We start from the raw sequence: 23,488 nt of genomic DNA on the forward strand, positions 1-23,488 counted from the left end.
GATAGGGTTTATTTCGCATGCAAACCTTTAAATTTTCTAAGCCTGGCTTTTAGAAAAAAGAAATAATCTCTACTATACTTGATATTGTATAATCTTAGCTTGATAGTGATGGGGTAAATCCAGCGACTGGGTTTACAGTAGCTAATATATCTCCTGGCGGAAGTAGGACTGTTACATTTCAAGTACGAGTAACATCTACACCATCGGGAGGTACGATTGCGAATCGCGGAAATGTATCTGCTAATTTCGTCGTTATTCCGAATCAGCCACCGATAACAATTAATAGACAAACGAATACAGTTGTGACACAAGTTAATACAGGCGGTTTAAATGTAATAAAAGAAGTAAATACAACGCAAGCGGCGGTAGGGGATACTTTAACGTACACAATTGCCGTCCAAAATACAGGGAACGTTCCGTTAACAAATGTATTTTTCCAAGACCCTATTTCTTCTGCTGTTTCATTTGTTGCAAATTCTGTAACAATTAATGGAGTACAGCAAAGTGGACTAAATCCGAATACAGGATTCTCTCTTCCGAATATTCCTGCGGCTCAAACGGTTGTAGTCACATTTGACGTAGTAATTGTACAGAATCCAGAAAATGAAGATATTTTAAATCAAGCAAATGTAACAGCAAGCTTTCAAGTGAATCCGAATGAACCACCAGTAACAATCAATGTACCGAGTAATGTTGTGAATACGACAGTACAATCAGGAAACTTTGAAGTTGTGAAAGCAGTCAATACGGATGTTGCAACGGTAGGAGATGTTTTAGTATATACAATCGAAGTTATAAATGCAGGTAGTGTACCAGCTGCAAATGTATTTTTCCAAGATTCAATTCCACAAGGGACATTATTTATTGAAAATAGTGTATTGGTTGATGGTGTTTTACAAGAGGGGGCAGATCCAGGACTAGGATTCCCATTAAATGATTTACCTACTGGCGCGAGTGTAATTATTTCATTTGAGGTATTAATTGATGAAATTCCACCAGGGAATAATGTTGTAAATAACGCGAATGTAACTGGAGATTTTCTTGTAAATCCAACAGAGCCACCAATTACTGTGACGGTTCCAAGTAATACTGTTATGACAGTTGTGAATTCCTCAGGGTTAAATGTAATGAAGAGTGTAAGCGCTACTGAAGCAGGTGTAGGAGATACACTAACATATACAGTTGCTATACAAAATAGTGGAACGGTAGTAGCGACAAATGTATCATTCCTTGATCCGATTCCAGCTGGAACCACTTTTGTAGCGAATAGTGTAACGATAAACGGGACACCTCAACCAGGTTTAAACCCGACAACTGGATTTCCACTTGCTAATATTCCAGTAGGAGGTATGGTGACGGTCACTTTTCAAGTGACAATCACGAGTGTACCACCAAATAGAGTTCTTCCGAATAATGCGAATGTCACTGCTGATTTCCAAGTAAGTCCTCTCCAGCCACCAATTACAATTGTAACGATTAGTAATATTGTTGTGACGCGAGTGAATGTAGGATCACTTAATGTAATGAAGAGTGTAAATACACCACAAGCCGGTGTAGGAGATACGTTAACGTATACGATTCTTATTCAAAATACAGGAACTGTTCCTGCAACGAATATTGTTTTTCAAGATCCAATTCCGTCTGGTACTGCCTTTGTAGCAAATAGTGTGACGATAAATGGAGTCGTACAGCAAGGCGCGGATCCTATGGCAGGATTCCCGGTACCAAATATTCCGGTCGGGCAAACGGCTACCATTACGTTTCAAGTTACAGTGACGGGTGTTCCGAGCGGTGGAAATATAAGAAACCAATCGAACGTTACTGCAAGTTTTCTTATAAATCCAGCAAACCCTCCAATAACGACTGTTACAAATAGTAATTTTGTAGTGACGCAAGTAAACACAGCACAGTTAAATATACAAAAATCTTCATCTGTACAACAAGCAGCACTTGGAGAAACTTACACGTATTCTGTTGTCATTCGAAATAACGGTACAGTAACAGCAACGAATGTCTCTTTCCTTGATCCAGTTTCTCCAGAAACAACATTTGTAGCAAATAGTGTAACGATAAATGGAACGCAACAACCTGGATTTGACCCAAATGTTGGTTTCCCGCTTCCTAATATTGCAGCTGGAACAGCATTGACAGTAACGTTCCAAGTTACGGTAGTTGCACCGTCTACACGTGGAGCAGTATTAAATACAGCATCTGCTACAGCCACTTTCTTATTAAATCCTTTACAACCACCTGTAACAACAACGAATTCAAGTAATACAACGGTAGTTACAATACCGTTACCTCCTCCTGGTGAAGTAACAGCAACAAAAACAGTTGATGTTGCAACTGGGGCTGTTGGGGATGTATTAACGTATACCGTGCTCATTTCAAACGTAGGAATTATCCCTGTTACAGATGTGTTCTTCCAAGATGTCATACCAGAAGGAACGACGTTTGTTGACAATAGTGTAACGATAGGTGGAGTGCAGCAACTTGGTTTAAATCCAGAAATAGGATTTACAGTTACGCCATTATTAATCGCTGGTGGAAGTATTGAGGTCACATTCCAAGTGACGATTACAGAAATTCCAGATAATGAAGTCATATTAAATGATGCAGACGTTACATTTACTTCACAACCAAATCCGCAGGAACCACCGATTACGGAAACGATATTAACGAATTTAGTCGTTACGACAATTAATATAGCGTTTATTCTTCCAGTGAAAATAGTAGATAAGGAAGTAGCGACTGTAGGAGAAATATTAACGTATGATGTATTGATTTTTAATTTCGGAACAGTGCCAGCGACGAATGTTCAATTTATCGATACTACTTCCGCCGGTGTAGCATTCGTACCAGGAAGCGTGAGTATAAACGGGGTACCAGCACCAGGATTAGATCCTTTCATTGGTTTTACAGTTCCAGATATACCTGTAGATGATTTTGTACTCGTCACATATCAGGAAGTGGTTACGAGCATACCAGAAGGTGGAACGATTGTTAACTTTGTAGATGTTACAGCTACGTTTGCTGTAAGTGAAACAGAGCCGCCTATTACGGAAACGACGACAAGTAACACGACATTAACAGAAATAAATGAATCTGGTTTGAATGTTTTAAAATCAGTAAGTCAGCCGGTTGTTGCAGTAGGCGATACAATCACATATACAACAGTAGTTCAAAATACGGGAACAGTGATAGCGACGAATGTTCAATATAGTGATGTATTACCATCCTCTATAACATTCGTACCGAATAGTGTAACGATAAACGGTGCGTTACAGCCTGGATTAGACCCTAACACTGGCTTCTCACTTCCGGATATAATTCCAGGTGAAAGTGTAGAAGTCACATTCCAAGTAACAGTTGTTAGCGTTCCGTCAAACGGAACAATTGCCAATACGGCAAATGTTACCGGAAGCTTTATTTTAGTACCAGGAGAACCACCAGTTATAGTAAATCAGCCAAGTAATACAACACTCACAACTGTAAATAGAGGACGCTTTAATGTTATTAAACAAGTAAATAGAGCCGCTACTCTAGTTGGAGATGTATTGACGTATACAGTGCAAATAACGAATACAGGAACAGTAACAGCTAACAATGTTCAGTTTATTGATACGATTTCAACAGGTGCGTCATTTGTACCAAATAGTGTAACGATAAATGGAGCTCCGCAACCAAACTTAAATCCGATTACTGGATTTGGAGTTGGAGATATCCCAGTTGGTGAAACAGTTATAGTGACGTTTCAAGCGACAGTTACAAACATCCCGTCATCAGGAACAATTACGAACGTTGCAAATATAACAGGAAGCTTTACTTTAGTGCCAGGAGAGCCACCGGTTGTAATAACAGAGCCGAGTAATACGACGATAACTAGAGTGAATAGAGGACGATTCAGCGTTATAAAATCTGTAAATAAAGAAGCGACACGATTAGGAGATACGTTAACGTATAGTGTGCAAGTTACAAATACGGGAACGGTAACAGCGACGAACGTTCAGTTTAGCGATGTTCCATCACCTAGTTTAGAATTCGTTCCTGGAAGTGTACAAATAAATGGGATTCCGCAAGTAGGTTTAGATCCATTTGTAGGCTTTGCATTGCCTAATCTTGCAGTAGGGGATAGCGTATTAATTACATTTGAAGTAAATGTAATCGCAGTTCCGCCTTCTAGTAGCATTATGAATACAGCAAGAGTAACGGGTGATTTTGAATTAATTCCAGGAGAACCTCCGTTTACAATTACGAATTCAAGTAATACGACAGTCACACCAGTAAATAGAGGCAGTTTAGATATGCAAAAAGAAGTAGATCATTCAATTGTTGGAGTAGGAGAAACAGTAAAGTATACGGTTCGAATATTAAATACTGGTACTGCTGATGCGATGAATATTCAATTTATCGATGTCCTATCTCAGGAAGCTGTTTTTGTACCAAATAGTGTAACTGTAAATGGAGTAGCTCGTCCGGGAGTAAATCCGCAGGTTGGATTTACGATTGTAGACATTCCAGTCGGTGAGACGGCGATTGTAACATATGAAGCTACGATTACAAGTTTTCCAGATGGTGGTACAGTAGTGAACGTTGCTGGGGCGTTAGCAGAATATATTTTAGTACCAGGGGAGCCGCCAGTTACAGTGATGGATACGAGCAATACCGTTATAGTGACGGTAAATACTGCAATCTTATTTGTTGCAAAAGGAGCAAACTTTGAAGTAGCAATGATAGGGGATGTTGTCACTTACGGAATCGCTGTTATAAATGATAGTACAGTTCCTGTGACCAACATTGTGTTAACAGATATCATTGATCCGAATACGCTATTTATAAATGGCACGGTAACGGTAAATGATGTATCTTTTCCATTCGCTAACCCGAATACTGGTATTCCGTTAGGTGATTTTCAGCCAAATGATGCAGCAATTATTAATTTCCAAGTTGTAATAATAGGAGGGCAAATAAATAATTTAGTTACAAATACTGCTACAGCGAATGGGCTTGCAACTGTAAATCCGAATGAGCCGCCATTAGTAGTTGAAGGTGATAGTAATACAGTTGTTATCCCGTTTATTCCTCAAAATGTCTCAACGACAGTCGTAAAAACGGCAAATTTACAGGCAGCAACAATTGGAGATGTTATTACGTTTACGACAGTTATTACAAATACGGGGGATACAGCAATACAAAATATTCGTTTTCAAGATATGTTAGATAGTAGTGTTCAATTTGTTCTTGGAACTGTAACGGTTGATAATACGCCAGTGCCAAATGTAAACCCAGTATCAGGATTTATTATAGGAAGTTTAAATCCTGGTGAAGCAAGGACAGTTTCGTTCCAAGTAGCAGTACAGAGCGCGCCAAATGGTTCAGGAAATTATATAAATCAAGCGAGTATTCGTTTTGAACATCAAGTAGGCACAGTGTTGCCACCTGTTACACAAATAGTAGAAAGTAACATAGTTGTCATTCCATTTGTTCCAACAATTGAACAAATTTGCGAAACGAATCTTAATTGCTTAGGGAAAATTCCTTTTCAATGTTCTCCGTGTGATCATTTGTAAATAAAGAAAAAATTAATGAAGAAAGAGCATCCTGTAAGAGAAGGATGCTCTTTCTTCATTAATCATGTAGATTCTTTTTCGGGCGAGGTGAAAAATTCGTCGATTTTGTCGGAAAGTAGTAATGGAATAGCTCCTTTTATAACAGAAATGTCCCAGTCCCACCATGCAAGATTCTCTAGTTTGTCAATTGTTTCTTGCGGGAAACGATATCGAATAAATTTTGCTGGATTACCAGCCACAATTGCATATGGAGGGACGTCTTTTGTAACAACACTTTTTGCACCAATAATGGCACCGTTACTAATTGTAACACCAGATAAAATGCAGGATTGATAACCAATCCATACATCATTGCCAACTACGATATCACCTTTTGAAGAAGGGTGACCAGTAATATGTGCTCCTTCATCAAAAAGTGCATTAAATGGATAAGTTGTTATCCAGTCTGCGCGATGTTCACCGCCAAGTATGAAAACGACTTCTTCTGCTAATGAACAAAACTTACCTATTTTTAATTTTGTTTCATCGTTCCAAGAAAAAATGGTTGGCCCTACTTTACTATAAGTATAATCACCAATATCATATTTATTATATTCAGGTTTTTGATTTAAATATAACATGCTTCTTCAGCCTCCTTTCTCAATTAAGCGATACGTATGGAATATTATATGCAGGATGTAGTAATGTGAACTGTATTAATAGGTGAAATGAACAAAAGGGAGTGGGATGTATGCGATACGAAATGGGTTTATATAATAAACCGTTTCAGTCAATTCAATCAGGGAAAAAAGTATATGAAGTACGCCTATACGATAAAAAACGTCAACTAATAAACAAAGACGATGAAATCGTATTTACGAATCTTACGACAACAGAAATGATGACGGTAAAAGTAACGGAAATAAAGCGATACGAGAGCTTTAAATCTATGTATGAACAAATTGATAAAAAATTATTGGATTGTGAAAATGATAGTTTAGAGGAAATGTTAGAAAGTACATACAAAATATATACGAAAGAACAAGAAAAAGAGTGGGGAACAGTTGCGATTCGTATTGAGGTAATAAAATGATAAGAAATCGCGGAGCCGCTATCATTGTACAGGAAGGAAAAATCGCTCTTATAAAACGTATTCGAGAAGAGGAAACATATTATGTTTTTCCTGGCGGAGGGATTGAGGAAGGTGAAACGCCTGAAGAGGCAACGAAAAGAGAGGTATACGAAGAATTAGGGGTACATATACAAGTGGAGCACCTTATTGCAAAGGTAAAATATAAAGGAAATGAATATTATTATGCTGCCTATATTACAGGCGGAGTGTTCGGAAGCGGAACAGCTGAGGAATTTCAGCTGGAAGGTAGGGGAAATTATATTCCGTTATGGCTACCGATAAACGAGTTGGAAAAAGTGAATATAAAACCTTATGAAGTGGTCAGAAATATATTTAATCATTATAAAATATAACGTCTGACAACATACAAAAAAAACCATTGACATAGTCTTCTGATTTAAGTATTGTATTCGAGTATGTTTATAATCAGGAGGTTTATATGAGCAATCAAACTACTACACATCATGTGAAAATGACAACAGCGGATCCATCTGGAATTGGTCTATTTGGATTAGCGATGGTAACACTTGTAGCATCATCTCAAAAGTTAGGCTTAACAGATGGCGTTTCACTTGTATTACCGTGGGCAATCTTTTTAGGAGGATTTGCACAAATCTTTGCTTGCATTCATGATGCAAAGCATAACAATACATTCGGTACAACAGCATTCGGTGCGTACGGTCTATTTTGGCTAGGTGTTGGAATGACTTGGTTAATTCAACTTGGAGTATTTGGCGAAAAATTAGCACAAGCTGCAGATTCAAAACAGCTTGGTGTAGCCTTTATCGGATATTTGATTTTCACAATCTTTATGACAATTGGTGCAATGGAAACACATAAAGTATTATTTATGATTTTCGTCCTTATTGATTTCTTATTTATCGGTCTTTCATTAAGTACTTTAGGTGTTATGCCGCATGCAATGCATAATTTAGCAGCATATTCTGAACTTCTTATTTCGTTATTATCTTTCTACGGTTCAGCAGCAGCAGTGTTAAATACACACTTCGGAAAAGTTGTTTTACCAGTAGGAAAGCCTTTTGGTATTTTTAAAAAATAATAAAAAAGCACAGATGATTGTATAGTCATCTGTGCTTTTTTATTTATTCCGCTCTTTGTGGGCTGTCTGAAAAAGCCTGATTGGTGAGGACTCATTAAACTTTCACTTTATCCTGCTATTTGCTGGGCAGTAAGACCCCCCGCCTCAAAATTCAGCGGAAACAAAGAAGTTAGGTGGGAGATGAATACCCTCACTTTATTTGAAATAAGTAATGTGAAATGTAAATAAAAGTAGAAAAAATCAATTGAAATTGATTCTCATTATTAATATAATGAGAATGAGAATCATTTATCGTTAGAGGGGGATGCCAAAGTGGCAAAAATTTTAATAGCTTATGCAAGTATGTCAGGAAATACAGAGAGTATTGCTGATTTAATTAAAGTTAGTTTAGATGCTTTTGATCATGAAGTAGTATTGCAAGAAATGGAAGGCATGGATGCTGAAGAATTATTAGCTTATGATGGAATCATTTTAGGATCTTATACGTGGGGCGATGGTGAATTACCATTTGAAGCGGAAGATTTTCATGATGACTTAGAAAATATAGATTTAGCTGGGAAAAAGGTAGCGGTATTCGGATCGGGTGATACGGCGTATGAACTGTTTTGTGAAGCGGTAACGATATTTGAAGAACGTCTTGTGGAACGCGGTGCAGAGCTTGTACAAGAAGGGCTGAAAATTGAATTAGCTCCAGAAGATGAAGAGGATGTTGAAAAATGCAGTAATTTTGCAATTGCATTTGCTGAGAAGTTCTAAGAATGGGAGTGTCAACGTGGAGACAATGTTAAGTGCAACTGCTATTACAAAGTTAAGAGATGGAAAACTGTTGTTAGCTACTACATATAATGGCTTATTTGTTGAACAAGACGGAGAATGGAAACGAATTTTAAATGGTTTTCAAAAACGAATTAGGGATTTACATAGCGAAGATAATGTAGTTTATGGTGTAGGTGACGAAGGGATTTTTATTCGCAGTATGAATGGTGGAGAGAACTGGACAATTCAGCGTTTTCCAACAAAAGCAACGAGTTGGAATGTATGTAGCACTGTACAAGGAACTGTTGTTGCTCATGGAGAAAAAACGCTGTATCTTTCTCATAATTTCGGTTTGACATGGGAAACTATTCATCCGTTTCTTGAGTATGGCAGTGCGGCACCGTCTATTCGATCATTATTTTTATATAAACATTACTTATTTATTGGTACGAAAATACATGCTAAATATGGTGGTGTTTGGCTCTTTGATTTGAAGACACGTAAATTAAAGAGGATTAAAATTGCGATGAATCAAATGATCTCCGCGTTGACTTTACACAATTCTTATTTAGTAGCGGCAAGTGGATCGTGCAAGGGAGTTAGCGGGAATATTTCTTATTGTAAAATAGATGAAAGTATTGCAAGTGAAAAAATATATTGGCATACATGTCAAAGTGAGCAGAAAGCAAGTAGTTATTTAGACTTAAGTGTAGATCAACATGTTTTATATACAACTTCAACGCAAAATAAGGCGGGGATTAGTAGTGTGTGCCGTGTGCTTCTTGAAGAAGGTATTGTTACAGTATGTGATTCAGTTAAAGGGCACGGATGGCGCATTGTTAATCAAAAAGATGGTTATGTAGTAGCCGGATCAGGTGAATTAAAAGCAATGCAGTGGGAACAAAAAATAATTTAAGAAAAAAACTTTACTTTTATTATATTGATATGATATAGTATATTTAAACCATTTTACTTTTAATAATATAGAGATTTAAATGAGCTGTAACTTCCGAGGAGGATAGCAATGTTAAATCTCCTCAGGGGTTGCAGTTTTTTAATATCTGGCTTATTATTGTAAGGTGGTTGAAAATGAATATGTACATATAGGTACATTGTAGGAGGATTTTTTTCATGCAAAACGGTAAAGTAAAATGGTTTAACTCAGAAAAAGGTTTCGGTTTCATCGAAGTTGAAGGCGGAGAAGACGTATTCGTTCATTTCTCAGCTATCCAAGGCGAAGGCTTCAAAACTTTAGAAGAAGGTCAAGAAGTTACTTTCGAAGTAGAACAAGGTAACCGTGGACCTCAAGCTACTAACGTAAACAAGAAGTAATTTTTGAAAAAAGAAGGGCTCGCCCTTCTTTTTTTTTGCATTTTTATAGATGTCCTCCTACTTACATATTATAACAAGACTGAATTTTCATTCATTTATTCGGAGTATTTTTGTATAAAGTACATGAATAAATAAATACTGAAAATAAAGTGTTTGTGTGAAAAGGAATTTAGAAAGAGGTAAATAAATTGAAAAACGCTACACATTTCATTGTGTTTGATATTGAAAGGAATTTCAGACCGTATAAATCAGAAGATCCATCAGAAATAGTTGATATCGGAGCTGTAAAAATAGAAATAGGTACAATGAAGATAATTGAAGAATTTTCGGAGTTAGTAAAACCAAGTGCACGATTAACTCGTCATACAACAAAATTAACCGGTATTACGAAAAAAGATTTAATGGGTGTAGAAAAATTCCCTCAAATTATAGAGAAATTTATTCAGTTCATCGGCGAAGGTTCTATATTTGTTTCATGGGGAAAAGAAGATTATCGCTTTCTATCTCATGATTGTACATTATATGGTGTTGAATGCCCAAGTATAGAAAAAGAAAATAGAATTGATTTGCAAAAATTTGTTTTCCAAGCATATGAGGAATTGTTTGAACATACGCCAAGTTTACAATTTGCGGTAGAACAGCTCGCTTTAACGTGGGAAGGAAAACAGCACCGTGCTTTAGCAGATGCTGAAAATACAGCAAATATACTTCTTAAAGTATATAGCGAGAGAGATATTAATAAGCGATACAAAAGACATGGTGAACTTGAACTTGTAAAAAACGGAAAACTAACAGAAAAAGCGAAAAAAAAGATGCGAAAATGGGTGTTTAAAGAACTAAAGAAAAATACAGAACGCCCTTTTGAATGGAGTACATTTGAAAGTGGTGACACGTGGGAAAGTATAACGGAAAGATATTATATAAGTGAAAATACAGTAGAACTCCTGAAAAAACATTTTCGTACAGCAGTGAGAAAAGCGGAACGGCAGATTAGGTATTTGGCTGAGATGGAGGAGAATACAGAGGTTAAATGAATTTCTCCTCCACCTCTAACTACATACATGTAATAACAGCGTATTGATATTAAATAGGCATCAACTTGTTGTTGTGATTGTGCATTATAATTGCTTTGGGATTGTTAAGACGTAATAAGAGTTTTAAACCGTATTAATAAAATAAAAATATATATAAAGAAAAGAGTGTAGTTTAATGGAAACAATCTTTAACATTTTAACTGTTTTAGTTTTTGGGATAATATTTACCACACAATTAGCATTAACTACACTTTCTTTCATAGTAAAGAAGAATTGGAAAAAACTTAATATCTCTTTAAGTTGTGGTGTATTAAAGTTTAAAATAGAAGAGTAAGATTGAGTTTTGTACAAGGGAGGTGTGATAGTGGTAGACTTGGATATTAAAGATGTCACAGTAAAGATGCAATTAAACGGTGTCTTTTGGAATGAGGATCGGATTGCTGAAATGAAGGTGACTACAAAAGAAGAGCATTCTGTTATTCTTCGTCTAGTAGTTGATTTAGAAAGTAAAACTATTAGGGCGACGAGTGCGGAAATAGTGAATGGATTCTGCCCTCTGTGCAAACAGAAAAGGGACGAATGTAGTGAACTTAATGACTTGCAAAACAAAATGGAAATTTTAGAAGAAGCCTACGATTGGGTGAGAGAACATCCGGAATATCGTTTTCAATTATCTTTTTACGAGTACAATAAATTTGAGGTAGTAAAGTGAAATTTGCATCTTAACAACTTATAGAAGGACTTGGTCAACTAGAAATATTGAAGTAGATATTTCTAATGGAAATAAGCTTGTATAACAAGGAAGGGATGTATTTGATTCTGCAACAAATGTCATCTTGCATCAAAAAATTTGAAAATAAACATGTTTTATTATAAAGCAGAAAAATCGATTCTTAGTAGAATCGGTTTTTAATATAAACAAAAGAGCGCTTATTAAAAGCGCCCAGTAACAACAGTTATATGGAAGTATTTATCCCGTAAAAGCCCGATTGGTGAGGGTTAATAATTAGTGGGGGATGAACAAAACCCCACTGATTAAAGTTTCACTTTATTCAATACCGCTCGGATCAAACGAATACTGCTGCTTATTCTCAATCCGCTCAATCACATCTTGCAGCTCATCTGGCTTCAGAAACTCAATAGGAGAGAAGCCTTTTTCAAATGTAAGTGTGTCTGCTTCAATCATAAGTACATATCGATCATTTACCTTCGCAATATGTATTTGATCCCCGAAATCAGCAAGCAGGGCCTTCACAGAGATATGATCTGCTTTTAGTTTTAATTCGACTTCAGGAGCATGCTCGACGATTTGAGCAGTTGCTTCCATTACTTCTTCGGTTGAAAATTGTTCCATAATTTCGCGTTTCGGACTGGCAGCCCATACTTCCATCGCTTGGTCGAATTGTTCGCGTTCTTCCGTACCTTCTTCAAATACATCTTCAATTTGGTCGTATACCATGTCCATTACTTGTGTTTTCATAATTTCAGGCATAGAGCGTTCGTATTCGACGAATTTTAAGAAGTCTTCAAAGTAGCGGGCATGTGATGCTTGGTGTATTTTTAGTTCGCCTACTTCAACCATACCTTCTTCAGGCATGTACGGATATTGGATAGATTTCATATTCTTTGTTGTGATGGCCATTTCAACGTTACGAATCAGTGTTGATTCATCAGAAATAGAAGCAACCTTTGGTTCAAAGTCGCATTTCATTACGAATACGAAGGGATCATCAAAGTATTTGCGTAGTTTTGCCTGAGCAATTAAAAATACACCACCACGTACAGCGCTTGTGTCAAGATATGTATAAACGAGAGGTTCGCTCATATCTTTAAAGTTTTCTTTTGTTTCTGCAAAGCGAATACGATTAAAAAGGTTGTAATGAGGGTTTGAATCAAGTTCGTGCCCTTCTTCTACAATAAAGCGACCAATTTTTGTTGGGGCTTGTTCTGTTTTTGCATGACGTTCTACTTTTCGCTTCGATATTTTTAATAACTCACCATTCAAAAATTCTTTTAAGGAACTATCTTCATATTCTTCAGCGTCTAAAGTTTGAAAATGTTTGTAGCGTTTATCAACTGCTTCACCTTTTCCTTCTACTTGTACAACATAAAAGGAAAGATAATTTATTTCAAAATCCATATTTATCACCTTGTTTCATTTCATTAACTCTTATCAGTATAGAGATGGAAAAAACTTTCGTCAATTTATATAAGGAAGGGGAAGCCCCTTCCTTTATATAATCTTTATTTTCTCGATTAAAATCCGTCTTCTAATGCTGCGAATGGAATGTTTAGTCTGTTTTCTACTGTGCGTAAACGTTGGTTTAAGCGGTTTAGTCTACGTGTATGGCGCTCAACTGTATTTTCTAGTTGACGAACTCTTTGTTCAAGCTCATTTACGCGTCTTTCTAATTGACGATTTCCAGTGCCAGGAAAAGAGATTGGAAGTTGGAATTGTCTATTTTGGTCATATGGATTCGTGTGCTCTGCTTGATCTATATAAGATTGATATTGTGTTTGTAAGTCATACTGTGGTTGTTGGTACGCATATTGATTATATGGATCATATGGATTGTAGGGATACATAATAACATCCTCCATTTCTTTAAAATAGGTTGAATTCACCATAATGTATGTGCAAAAGCGGAGTGGTGGCACGGCAAATACCTATTTATGTTGACGGGATTTCTCTTTATCCCGCTATTTGCTGGGCAATAAGACCCCCATGTCAAAATTCAGCAGAAACAAAGAAGGTCGGGATGCCCGTAAAACCCCCACTGATTACAGTTTCACTTTATAAAAAATAGCTTGAGGGTTTTTGATTTGTATTTCTTTTGCTTAATGGTATATACTGGATAAAGGAGAGAGTTTACATAAAAGTTACAATTCTATCAAACTCAAACTTTTATGTAAATATGTATAGACATTTATAAAAGAAAAGAGTAATTTATATAGAGTGAAAAATAACTTGTAACATTTTATAAACATATTGTAAAATGATTGTGACAAAACATACATAAAAATGAAATAAATACATAATAGTGATGTTGGGGAAAGGGAGAGAGTATATTGTTCCGTAAAGTAAAGGGTATATTGGTTGGGGTGTTATGTGTAGCTATAATGAGTGGCTGTGGTGCAAAAGTAAGTGATGTTGCATTGGTAAGTGATATTGGTGGGCATACTGTAGAGGCTAAAGCAGAAGTGCAGGATACTATTAGTTTAGTTGATGGTCGAACTGGTACTGAAGTGAAAAAATTAGATTTATCTAGTTTAGGCTATTTTGAAGATGAAGCGAAATTTAAAAAGTCTGTAACAAAGGTTGTTGGTGAGGTTGGAAAAAGCGTCGACAAAAAAATGGTTCCTTCACGTATAGCACCTGATGGAAGTTGGCAAGAAGGAAAACCTTCTTATGAATTAATGGAAAAAGAATTAGTAGATAAATTGTTAAATGTTGGTATGTGGGATGCTACGTATCAGTTGCCGATCGTGGAGAAAAAACCAGTCGCAACATTAAGTGATGCGCAAGGAAATGGTACGGTAATTGGTAGATATGAAACGAACTTAGGTGGTTCAACAGGTGGCCGTATTGAGAATATTCGTTTGTCAGCAGCGAGCATAAATGGAGTTGTGTTAGCAAAAGGAGACCGTTTCTCTTTTAATTCATTAATCGGTGATACAACACCAGATAAAGGATATCAATTAGGGAAAGAAATAGTTGATGGTAAATTAGTAGATGGATATGGCGGTGGTGTTTGTCAAACATCTTCAACTTTATACAATGCAGCAGATCAAGCTGGCCTGAAAATGGTGGAGAGAACTACACATTCTAAAACGGTAGGTTATGTTCCACAAGGAAGAGATGCTACAATTGCATATCCATATTTAGATTTAGTATTTGAAAATACGAATGATGCACCTGTGAAGCTTTATATGGGCATTCAGGGTGGAAAGCTAGTTGCTGAAGTACATAAAATGAGATAAGAGTTAAAATGCCACCTTTTCTAAAAGTTAGAAAAGGTGGCATTTTTATTATGAAAATAAAAATGCATGTGAATTCTGACTTTTCTTATTTACATAGGATGATTTTAGTTGTATCCTTCATAGTAACGGTTATATGTAATGGGAAAATATAGGGATAAGGAGATGAAGTTATTCATGGTAAAAATTCATCCGAAAACACGTATTGGTCATGTTGAATTTAAAGTGAAAGATTTAGAGCGTCAAATTGCTTTTTATGAGAATGTTGTAGGATTAGAGGTAATTAAGCAAGAGGGGAATAAAGCATATTTATCTGGAAAAGGTGGAAAGAACGCGTTACTTGTTCTTGAAAGGTTAGAGGACGGGGTACTGCAAGAACCGCGTACGACTGGTATATATCATGTAGCCTTTTTAGTTCCGACTCGTGAAGCTTTTGCTTCTGCGCTATTTGGGGTTCTTCGTAATAAAAATGTAATTGACAGCCCGGATGAGCAAGAAGGGCGTTATACATATTCAAATGAAATTTTACCAATTTCAAGGTTTAATAGTGCAAGTGATCATACATATAGCGAAGCTTTTTATTTGCAAGATTTAGAGGGGAATGGTATTGAAATTTATGCAGACCGTCCGCGTGATCAATGGGGAGAAGGGCCAGGAGGAAGTACACCACTTGATTTAAAAGAATTGGCAACACTTGTTGATTATGAGTTTGATGGTTTGCCTGCTAATACTGTCGTTGGGCACGTACATTTACGAATAGCTGATGTAGAGAAATCACATGAATTTTATGTGGAAACAGTAGGTTTTGAAGTACAACAGCGTGAAGAGGATTGCTTATTTATTTCAGCAGGGGGATATCATCACCATATTGGTGCAAATACGTGGAACGGAGTAAACAATCCACACCCACCAGTACATGCAACTGGGCTAAAGGTGTATACGATTGTACTACCGTATAAAGAGGCGTTAGATGAAGTGAAAGAAAGATTAATAGAAAAACAACATGAAATAAATGAAACTACAAATGGGTTTGTGGTGGTAGATCCAAGCGGTATTACAGTACAATTTGAAATAGAAGCAGTGTAAAATAAGCGAGAAAGTGTATAATCACTTTCTCGCTTATTTGTGATTATTCATAGCTCAATCCAATATCTTCTTACTACATTCCCATCTTCCTCAGTGAAATCATGATCACGAAGCCCGCCGTTATGTAAAATCGTTTTTTCAGAAGCGGTATTCACTGCGTCGCAAACGACAAGTACTTTCGTGATGTCTAATTCCTTCGTTTTTTCTAATGATAATGCTAGTAATTTCGTAGCATAACCTTTTCTTCTTTCAGAAGGGCGAATGCCATAACCGATATGACCGCCAGCGTTAAATAGATGTTCAGTTAAACTATGACGTATATTAACAGCTCCGACAATTCTATTATTATTTGTAACGAGCCAATATGTAGAATCTGGTACCCAAGTTTCAGGGATATTTATTCCGTTATGCGCATCGAGAAGTTCTTGAACCATAGCTGGGAAGTTAGCAGGATTTTTTGAGATAACCCACGGGATCATTGTTTCACCGCTATCTTTCCATTCGTTATAGAAATCTAAGTATTCTTCTTGTAAATCAGTAGTAGGTGTAAGTAACGAGACGTTCATTGTTAGTAAGCTCCTTTGTTTATGTAGTATTTATAAAAAATTATGATACAAAATGAAAGCGTTTTCTGAAGTTTCTCAACCTAATTTCATGTAATTCACCTTTTATTTTTTAGAAAATTAGTGAAGGTTTAAAATTAGAAGTTATTTATTTTATGTTAATATTTTAAATATTAACATAAAACGGCCGGAGTATTAAGTGTATTTTAGTGGTATTCCTTCATGTTGATAAATGGATGTTTGTGATATTTTTTGTTTTATCTATCTATAATGAATGAAAGGGGGAAGTGCCCGTGAGTGTAGATTTTGATTTTATTATACGAATCGGTGTTGCTGGCTTGTTAGGAGCAATGATTGGTATTGAAAGAGAAATTCGATCGAAAGAAGCTGGATTAAAGACTCATTTCCTCGTAGCGGTAGGAAGTGCGTTAATAATGGTTGTTTCGAAATATGCCTTTTCAGATATTGTGTTTGAAGAGCATATGTCTCTAGACCCAAGTCGTATTGCAGCACAAGTCGTTAGTGGAGTTGGTTTTTTAGGTGCAGGCACAATTATTATTCAAAAGCAGGCGGTGAAAGGATTAACGACCGCGGCTGGTTTATGGGCTACTGCCGGTATAGGATTAGCAATTGGAGCGGGAATGTATGTAGTAGGCATTGGAGCGACGATTCTCGTTTTAATTGGTTTAGAAATTGTAAGTCGTATTTTTAAGGTGCAATTTTTATTTCCACAAAATATAACAGTGCAAATGTTTGTAAATAAACATGAAGCGATACAACAAATATTAGAAACACTACAAGTGAAAGGCATCCCAATACTCTCATATGAGGTGGAAGCTTCACAGCAAGGTACAGAAACTGTTTATAAGGTAGGAATGCAACTGAAAAATATATCGTCAGAAGAAAAGAATGAGTTTATTCAGCATATGCAAACATTACCGGAAGTTACGTTTATAAAGTTAAAATCATAGTGTTGAAAACGAGGATAGATGTAGCAGAAATTTTGCTATTATCTATCTTTTTTTGATATAAAATGCACGGAAAGTCAAGCGTTAATTTTACATGGAATGGATACATGTGTGAACGTTACCTTATTTTTTTCTCAATACAGGACAAAAAGTAAAAATAGTAAAATAATGGAGCGGGACACTAAAAATGTAAGGTAGGGGAGAGCATGAAAGGCTATTCAAAGAAAATGTTAGTAGGGGTAAGTTTTGCTAGTTTAATGTTAGGGAGTTTTCAAGGGGGAAGTTTGGCAGAAGATACTAAGGGAGAGCAAGTTTCTTATCGAAATGTGCTCAAAATGGAGCCAGTCGGTGTACAACTACCAGTACAAGAATTAGCTCATTCATCGAAAGTGCTCGAAAGCAAGTCTTTTGAGAAAAGGCTACAATTTGCCGATTTATCACAAAGACCACCTGAGGTGAAAAAAGAAAGTAAGCAATTAGCTGTAGCGAAAACTTATACAATTGCTGAATTAAATCAATTAAGCAATCAGCAGTTAGTAGATTTACTTGTAACAATTGATTGGGAGCAAATTACGGGGCTATTTCAGTTTAATACAGACAGTCTAGCATTCTATCAAAATGATAGTAGGATGCAGGCGATTATTGATAAATTGAAGCAGCAAGGACAAGCCTATACGAAGGATGATTCAAAAGGGATTGAGACATTAGTGGAGGTATTACGTTCAGGATTTTATTTAGGATTTTATAATTCGGAACTTAGTAAATTAAATGAACGGAGTTATCATGATAAATGCTTACCTGCATTAAAAGCGATAGCTAACAATTCAAATTTCAAGCTGGGTACATTAGAGCAAAATAGAGTGGTATCATCATACGGAAAGTTAATAGGAAACGCTTCGAGTGATGTGGAAACGATAACATCAGCTGCAAAGATTTTTAAACAATATAATGATAATTTTTCTACATTAGTAGATAATCTTTCAGCTGGAAATGCTATTTACGATATTATGCAAGGTGTTGATTACGATATTCAATCGTATTTGTACGATACGAGGAAAGCACCGAAAGATACAGTATGGTATCAGAAAATAGATAGTTATATTAATGAATTAAGTCGTTTTGCATTAATGGGAACGATTACAGCAAAAACCGGTTGGCTTATTAATAATGGCATTTATTATACAGGTAGACTCGGTACGTTCCATAGTACAGGAACGAAAGGGTTACAAGTTGTAACAGATGCGATGAAAATATATCCATATTTAGGGGAGCAATATTTCGTAGCTGCTGAGCAAATTGCAACGAATTATGGCGGGAAAGATGCAAATGGTAAAGTGGTGAATTTAGATCAAATAAGAGAAGATGGAAAGAAAAAATATTTGCCAAAAACGTATACGTTTGATGATGGGGCAATTGTTTTAAAAGCTGGAGATAAAGTGACAGAAGAAAAAGTAAAACGTTTATATTGGGCGGCAAAAGAAGTGAAGGCACAATTCCATCGTACGGTTGAAAGTGATCAACCTTTAGAAAAAGGAAATCCTGATGATGTATTAACGATGGTTATTTATAATAGCCCAGCGGAATATCAATTTAATCGTCAATTGTACGGATATGAAACGAATAACGGTGGTCTTTATATAGAAGGAACAGGTACGTTCTTTACTTATGAGCGTACGCCAGAAGAAAGTATTTATAGTTTAGAAGAATTATTCCGGCACGAGTTCACGCATTATTTACAAGGTAGATATGAAGTACCAGGGTTATGGGGACAAGGAAAAATATATGAAAATGAAAGATTATCTTGGTTTGAAGAAGGAAATGCTGAATTTTTTGCAGGGGCAACGAGAACGGATAATGTTGTACCGAGAAAGAGTATTATAGGAGGGTTATCTTCAAACCCAGCAGAGCGTTATACGGCAGAGCGAACGTTAAATGCAAAGTATGGAACGTGGGATTTCTATAATTATTCCTTTGCTTTACAATCGTATATGTACAATAAGAGATATGATATGTTTGATAAAATACATGATCTTATTAGGAAAAATGATGTAACAGCATATGATGCATATCGCTCTACATTAAGTAAAGATGCGAATTTAAATAAAGAATATCAAGACTATATGCAAATGTTAGTTGATAATCGTGAGAAATATAATGTGCCATTAGTATCAGACGATTATTTAGCGAATCATGCATCGAAGCCAGTTTCAGATATTGCAGCAGAAATAACAGCGGAAGCAAAATTGAAAAATGTATCAGTGAAGAAAAATAAATCACAGTTCTTTAATGCATTCACACTACAAGGAACATATACAGGAACTGCAGCAAAAGGAGAATATGAAGATTGGAAAACAATTACACAAAACGTTAATGATACGTTAAAACGTTTAATTGCAAAGGAATGGACAGGCTATAAAACAGTAACAGCATACTTCGTAAATTATCGCGTGAATGCATCAGGACAATTTGAATATGATGTTGTGTTCCATGGTATTAATACGGAAGAAGGGGCAGAGAATAAAGCACCAGTTGCGGTTATAAACGGTCCGTATAGTGGAAATGTAAATGAAGCAATTTCATTTACAAGCAACGGATCAAAAGATGAAGATGGGAAAATTATTTCATATAAATGGGAGTTTGGTGATGGAGCAGTAAGTAATGAGCAAAATCCAACTCACGTATATACAAAAGAAGGAACGTATACGGCTAAATTAACAGTAACAGACGATAAAGGAGCAACTAATACTAATACTGCTACAGCGACTGTAGCTGTTCAAAAGAAAGAAGATAACAGTGTAGAAAAAGAACCGAATAACTCATTCCAAACAGCAAACAAACTGCAGTTAAATCAAGTTTTACGTGCTAGTTTAGGAAATGGCGATACAAGTGACTTCTTTGAAATTAATGTGGAGAATGCTAAAAACCTTCAAATTAACGTAACGAATGAAAATAATATCGGAATGAACTGGGTACTTTATTCTGAAGCAGATTTAAATAATTATGTTACGTATGCTCAGCAACAAGGGAATAAACTAGTAGGTAGTTACTACACATATCCATGGAAGTATTATTTACATGTGTATCAGTATGGTGGTGGAACAGGGAATTATACGGTGGAAGTGAAGTAGTAAAAAGGGAGTTGTCTTTTTCAATGAATGGCACAAGGTCTGTACTTTAATGAAAAAACAACTGCAGGAAATGTCCCTAATGATAATAACAAATTAAGTATCGCGAGATATTATATTTACATTAAACAAATCTAATCAGTAAATGAGATAAAATCGATGAACTAGTATTTCATCACGATGTAAGAAAAGTTATAAATATTAAGTGTTTTTAATTGAATTAAACTAAAGGATCAGAGTATATCTGTAACAATAGATATACTCTGATCCTTTTATGTAATTAACTAAATAGAAAATTGTTATCACGTTAGCAAGGGATACTAATAGAAAAACGTGTCCCTTTACCTAATTCACTCTCTATCTCTATATCTCCGTTTAATTCTCTAATAATACTATAAGCAATCATAGTACCAAGCCCAGTTCCTTTTTCTGTTGTTGAATAGAATGGCAAAGCAATTCGTTTTATTTGTTGAGATGACATCCCAATTCCTGAATCAATAATATCAATTATGATATTTTCTTTTACTTTTTGTATATTTATTTGTAATAATCCACCATTTTTCATAGCCTCAATTCCGTTTTGGATGATGTTGTTTAGACAGAGTTTGAATTTTTCGGGGTCCCCATTTATATAAAAGGAATCTGTACTATTTTGTTTGATTTCAACTTTGTATGACAGAGCGAGTGGTGAAATAGTATCTTTCACCTGATTTAAAATGTGATTAATATCTATTTTCTCTTTTAGGGTGTTCTGTGGTTTGGTTAAAGATAAATAGTTATTAATAGTAGATTGTATTTGCTGCATTTCAATTAACATGATTTCTAAGTATTGCCCCTGAGATAGCTTAGAGGCATGTTTTTCATTTAATAATTGAGTGAATCCATGTACCGTGGTTAGTGGGTTGTGGATTTCGTGTGCAATTGACGCTGCTAGTTCGCTAGCTATATAAAATTTTTCAGCCCGTTGCAGTTTTTCTTTCATTTTATATTTCTCAATCATTTCCTCTATAAAATAAACTGATAATAATACTGTGAAAATATTAATGACTATATAATTTAATAAAAATTCTATGAGAGTAGAGTCTATTTTACCTCCTGTATTTATTTGAGTTACAATACCGCAAATAGAAAGTGAAGCTGTACATACTAAAATAAGAAGTAAGCTTAATAATATCTTTTTTTCTTTAAAATACATAGGTAATAAGTAACGAAAGAGCATTGTTATACCCAAAATAATAGTGAAGATAATAAATGATGGAAGAACGCCATTTCCGCCTAAGTAAAACCGGTAAGAAAGATATAAAATTCCTATAAAAACAATGTTTTTTGTATTTCCATATAGAAAAACTAATATAATAGGAATAAAACGTAAATCATAAATAAATCCCACATGTAAATGAAAAGGAAAAGTCATACAAAAAATAATAGCAATGGAGGAAAGGATAGAAAATAACATATTATTACATGTTATTTTTTCTTTAAACTCTAGCCAGAGTACGTGATAGCTAAGGATACAAATTATTATAATAAAGGTATTTAATAAAAGAGTAGAAATTCCCATAGTTTTGCATCTCCGATAGTTTGTAAGTAGAATTATGTATGAGTTGGACAAAGATGTTTAGTATTAGTAGACTTTTTATCTAAAAAGGAAGGGTACTTGAAAAGTGCTGTTATATTACTCGTATTAAAATCGATAAGGAAAATAGAAAAAATAATAGATAAAAAATCTATTTAAATTCATGTGCATATGAAATTATAAACTAACTTTTGTATAGGTAAAATTGGGATTGAGTTACTGATAAAATAAGGTTCTTTAAGTATGAATATTCTGTGAAAATGATATGTGTGGTGACTCCTGTTTTGTAGCCTTCGTTATATTAACATGGAATATATCAAATTACAAAGTGAAATTTTAGAAAAATTTTATTAGTACATTTTATCTGAAATAGAAATGCTATTTATTTGAGTATTTTGGTACTTCCTCGTATAAAACTTTGTTAGAAAAAGATTTTAAAATTTATAAGTTTTTTATGAAGTGTAATATTGTAGCTTTATCTATGTGGCTTTCTCAATAACTATTAAGGCGGAAAGTTAAAATATATAGGTTTATAGATATGAATTATTACATAAAAACGCACTTAAAAAAGGATGTATGATGGTAATAGAATACAAACATCAAGGGGGAACTTAAAATGAAGTTAAATAAACTAGTGCTTAGTTGTGGAGTAGTTTCAGCATTAACACTTGGTGTGTTAGGGAATAATACTTATGCTGAAGAAGTACACAAAACGAATGATCCAATTCATGTAGTTGAACATGTTTCTGCAGACTTATTATTAACCCAAACAATGGATTATAGTGGCGAGGCTGTAACTTCTTTCGTATATGATGGGAGTACTGACTTAAGCTTTTCTATGAAAAATAATGGTCAAAATACAATGGGATATAGTGTAAAAGGTCCAAATACAGAGCTAATTGTTGGTGGTTATATAAAACCTGGAGAACAACAAATTAATGTTACAAATGTACGGAATGCTTTATCTCCATTGCCGAATGGAACATATAAAATTTACGTTTCAAATGATGATGGTTCTAAGGGGCAATTCCAAGTTTCAGTAAGATCTATGAATTAAATTTAAAACGCTTTGTTTTTAAGTTAATTTAATCTTTACTTATTGGAAAGAAGCTAAAGTGAATTGAGAATTACCGATAAAAATGAAAACGAGCACCTTATCTAATTGTGAGAGGGTGTTCGTTTTTTGCTATTAAACAGAAAATAATTATAAATATATTTTGAAATTCCCATTGCTAACCTACTAGATTGTGTCAACTAGAGAATGTCTACTATAAAACATATTAAAATAAAGATGATGTAACATTCCGCTAAATTATATGGGGAAATAGA

At 35.1% G+C, this 23,488-nt stretch carries 18 protein-coding genes and 1 pseudogene; 14 read left to right on the forward strand and 5 right to left on the reverse strand.

Features of this window, described 5'->3' with window-relative positions; all coding sequences use genetic code 11:
- Positions 1 to 110: 110 nt before the first annotated feature.
- Positions 111 to 5,570: pseudogene (locus tag MR168_RS01925) on the forward strand (DUF7507 domain-containing protein); the annotation flags it as partial.
- Positions 5,571 to 5,632: 62 nt separating this feature from the next.
- On the opposite strand, the gene MR168_RS01930 reads toward MR168_RS01925, so the two are convergent.
- Complete coding sequence (locus tag MR168_RS01930; RefSeq protein ID WP_016123208.1) at positions 5,633 to 6,190, reverse strand: CatB-related O-acetyltransferase; 558 nt, start codon at positions 6,188 to 6,190, stop codon at positions 5,633 to 5,635.
- A 110-nt stretch (positions 6,191 to 6,300) separates the two neighbouring features.
- Here MR168_RS01930 and MR168_RS01935 point away from each other — a divergent pair, with 110 nt between their 5' ends.
- The 8 genes from MR168_RS01935 (at position 6,301) to MR168_RS01970 (ending at position 11,575) form a co-directional block, all read left to right on the forward strand.
- Positions 6,301 to 6,642 (forward strand): ASCH domain-containing protein, encoded by a 342-nt coding sequence (locus MR168_RS01935; RefSeq protein ID WP_001268359.1) that lies wholly within the window; start codon positions 6,301 to 6,303, stop codon positions 6,640 to 6,642.
- On the forward strand, positions 6,639 to 7,034 hold the full coding sequence (locus MR168_RS01940) for an NUDIX hydrolase (protein ID WP_000620831.1): 396 nt from the start codon (positions 6,639 to 6,641) through the stop codon (positions 7,032 to 7,034). The genes MR168_RS01935 and MR168_RS01940 overlap by 4 nt, the downstream gene beginning before the upstream one ends.
- An 86-nt stretch (positions 7,035 to 7,120) precedes the next feature.
- Entirely contained in the window at positions 7,121 to 7,741 is a 621-nt protein-coding gene (locus MR168_RS01945) for an acetate uptake transporter (RefSeq protein WP_000070938.1), read from the forward strand.
- A 312-nt stretch (positions 7,742 to 8,053) separates the two neighbouring features.
- Positions 8,054 to 8,497: a flavodoxin gene (locus MR168_RS01950; protein WP_001062752.1), complete on the forward strand. Its 444-nt coding sequence runs from the start codon at positions 8,054 to 8,056 to the stop codon at positions 8,495 to 8,497.
- 16 nt (positions 8,498 to 8,513) lie between these two features.
- Positions 8,514 to 9,413, forward strand: coding sequence for a WD40/YVTN/BNR-like repeat-containing protein (locus MR168_RS01955; RefSeq protein WP_006922620.1), 900 nt, complete (start codon positions 8,514 to 8,516; stop codon positions 9,411 to 9,413).
- Between the two features lie 215 nt (positions 9,414 to 9,628).
- The gene (gene cspB, locus MR168_RS01960; protein WP_001179150.1) at positions 9,629 to 9,829 is read left to right on the forward strand and encodes a cold shock-like protein CspB; all 201 of its coding nucleotides are present in this window, start codon (positions 9,629 to 9,631) and stop codon (positions 9,827 to 9,829) included.
- A gap of 188 nt (positions 9,830 to 10,017) precedes the next feature.
- Entirely contained in the window at positions 10,018 to 10,863 is an 846-nt protein-coding gene (locus tag MR168_RS01965) for an exonuclease (RefSeq protein WP_000786417.1), read from the forward strand.
- 364 nt (positions 10,864 to 11,227) lie between these two features.
- Positions 11,228 to 11,575, forward strand: a complete 348-nt coding sequence (locus MR168_RS01970) for a hypothetical protein (RefSeq protein WP_006922630.1) — start codon at positions 11,228 to 11,230, stop codon at positions 11,573 to 11,575.
- Between the two features lie 336 nt (positions 11,576 to 11,911).
- Here MR168_RS01970 and MR168_RS01975 read toward each other — a convergent pair whose 3' ends face one another.
- Together MR168_RS01975 and MR168_RS01980 are read right to left on the reverse strand one after the other, a co-directional pair.
- Complete coding sequence (locus MR168_RS01975) at positions 11,912 to 13,003, reverse strand: DUF3900 domain-containing protein (RefSeq protein ID WP_000345046.1); 1,092 nt, start codon at positions 13,001 to 13,003, stop codon at positions 11,912 to 11,914.
- Positions 13,004 to 13,119: 116 nt separating this feature from the next.
- On the reverse strand, positions 13,120 to 13,449 hold the full coding sequence (locus tag MR168_RS01980) for a hypothetical protein (protein WP_000283715.1): 330 nt from the start codon (positions 13,447 to 13,449) through the stop codon (positions 13,120 to 13,122).
- A gap of 483 nt (positions 13,450 to 13,932) precedes the next feature.
- On the opposite strand from MR168_RS01980, the gene MR168_RS01985 reads away from it, so the two are divergent.
- Positions 13,933 to 14,844, forward strand: coding sequence for a VanW family protein (locus MR168_RS01985; RefSeq protein ID WP_000488973.1), 912 nt, complete (start codon positions 13,933 to 13,935; stop codon positions 14,842 to 14,844).
- Positions 14,845 to 14,982: 138 nt separating this feature from the next.
- Positions 14,983 to 15,927 (forward strand): VOC family protein, encoded by a 945-nt coding sequence (locus MR168_RS01990; RefSeq protein WP_002024552.1) that lies wholly within the window; start codon positions 14,983 to 14,985, stop codon positions 15,925 to 15,927.
- Positions 15,928 to 15,974: 47 nt separating this feature from the next.
- On the opposite strand, the gene MR168_RS01995 is transcribed toward MR168_RS01990, so the two are convergent.
- On the reverse strand, positions 15,975 to 16,493 hold the full coding sequence (locus tag MR168_RS01995; protein ID WP_001103123.1) for a GNAT family N-acetyltransferase: 519 nt from the start codon (positions 16,491 to 16,493) through the stop codon (positions 15,975 to 15,977).
- Positions 16,494 to 16,783: 290 nt separating this feature from the next.
- Here MR168_RS01995 and MR168_RS02000 point away from each other — a divergent pair, with 290 nt between their 5' ends.
- Positions 16,784 to 17,461 carry an MgtC/SapB family protein gene (locus MR168_RS02000; RefSeq protein WP_000109719.1) on the forward strand — a complete coding sequence of 226 codons (678 nt, stop codon included), beginning with the start codon at positions 16,784 to 16,786 and terminating at the stop codon, positions 17,459 to 17,461.
- 203 nt (positions 17,462 to 17,664) lie between these two features.
- Positions 17,665 to 20,586: a collagenase ColA gene (gene colA, locus MR168_RS02005; protein ID WP_242291180.1), complete on the forward strand. Its 2,922-nt coding sequence runs from the start codon at positions 17,665 to 17,667 to the stop codon at positions 20,584 to 20,586.
- Positions 20,587 to 20,890: 304 nt separating this feature from the next.
- Here the strand turns inward: colA and MR168_RS02010 are convergent, their stop codons facing one another.
- A complete protein-coding gene (locus MR168_RS02010) occupies positions 20,891 to 22,144 on the reverse strand; it encodes a sensor histidine kinase (RefSeq protein ID WP_086411874.1) in 1,254 nt (417 codons plus the stop codon).
- A gap of 631 nt (positions 22,145 to 22,775) precedes the next feature.
- Here MR168_RS02010 and MR168_RS02015 point away from each other — a divergent pair.
- The gene (locus MR168_RS02015) at positions 22,776 to 23,216 is read left to right on the forward strand and encodes a hypothetical protein (protein WP_000773522.1); all 441 of its coding nucleotides are present in this window, start codon (positions 22,776 to 22,778) and stop codon (positions 23,214 to 23,216) included.
- Positions 23,217 to 23,488: the final 272 nt, after the last annotated feature.

Source organism: Bacillus cereus group sp. BfR-BA-01356, assembly GCF_022663635.1.
Lineage (GTDB): Bacteria > Bacillota > Bacilli > Bacillales > Bacillaceae_G > Bacillus_A > Bacillus_A cereus.

Coding starts and splice junctions, on each gene's coding strand:
- MR168_RS01980 (WP_000283715.1), bottom strand. CDS start 13,449: ATGTATCCCTACAATCCATATGATCCATATAATCAATATGCGTACCAA.
- MR168_RS01995 (WP_001103123.1), bottom strand. CDS start 16,493: ATGAACGTCTCGTTACTTACACCTACTACTGATTTACAAGAAGAATAC.
- MR168_RS01975 (WP_000345046.1), bottom strand. CDS start 13,003: ATGGATTTTGAAATAAATTATCTTTCCTTTTATGTTGTACAAGTAGAA.
- MR168_RS02010 (WP_086411874.1), bottom strand. CDS start 22,144: ATGGGAATTTCTACTCTTTTATTAAATACCTTTATTATAATAATTTGT.
- MR168_RS01945 (WP_000070938.1), top strand. CDS start 7,121: ATGAGCAATCAAACTACTACACATCATGTGAAAATGACAACAGCGGAT.
- MR168_RS01940 (WP_000620831.1), top strand. CDS start 6,639: ATGATAAGAAATCGCGGAGCCGCTATCATTGTACAGGAAGGAAAAATC.
- cspB (WP_001179150.1), top strand. CDS start 9,629: ATGCAAAACGGTAAAGTAAAATGGTTTAACTCAGAAAAAGGTTTCGGT.
- MR168_RS01930 (WP_016123208.1), bottom strand. CDS start 6,190: ATGTTATATTTAAATCAAAAACCTGAATATAATAAATATGATATTGGT.
- colA (WP_242291180.1), top strand. CDS start 17,665: ATGAAAGGCTATTCAAAGAAAATGTTAGTAGGGGTAAGTTTTGCTAGT.
- MR168_RS01935 (WP_001268359.1), top strand. CDS start 6,301: ATGCGATACGAAATGGGTTTATATAATAAACCGTTTCAGTCAATTCAA.
- MR168_RS02015 (WP_000773522.1), top strand. CDS start 22,776: ATGAAGTTAAATAAACTAGTGCTTAGTTGTGGAGTAGTTTCAGCATTA.
- MR168_RS01990 (WP_002024552.1), top strand. CDS start 14,983: ATGGGAAAATATAGGGATAAGGAGATGAAGTTATTCATGGTAAAAATT.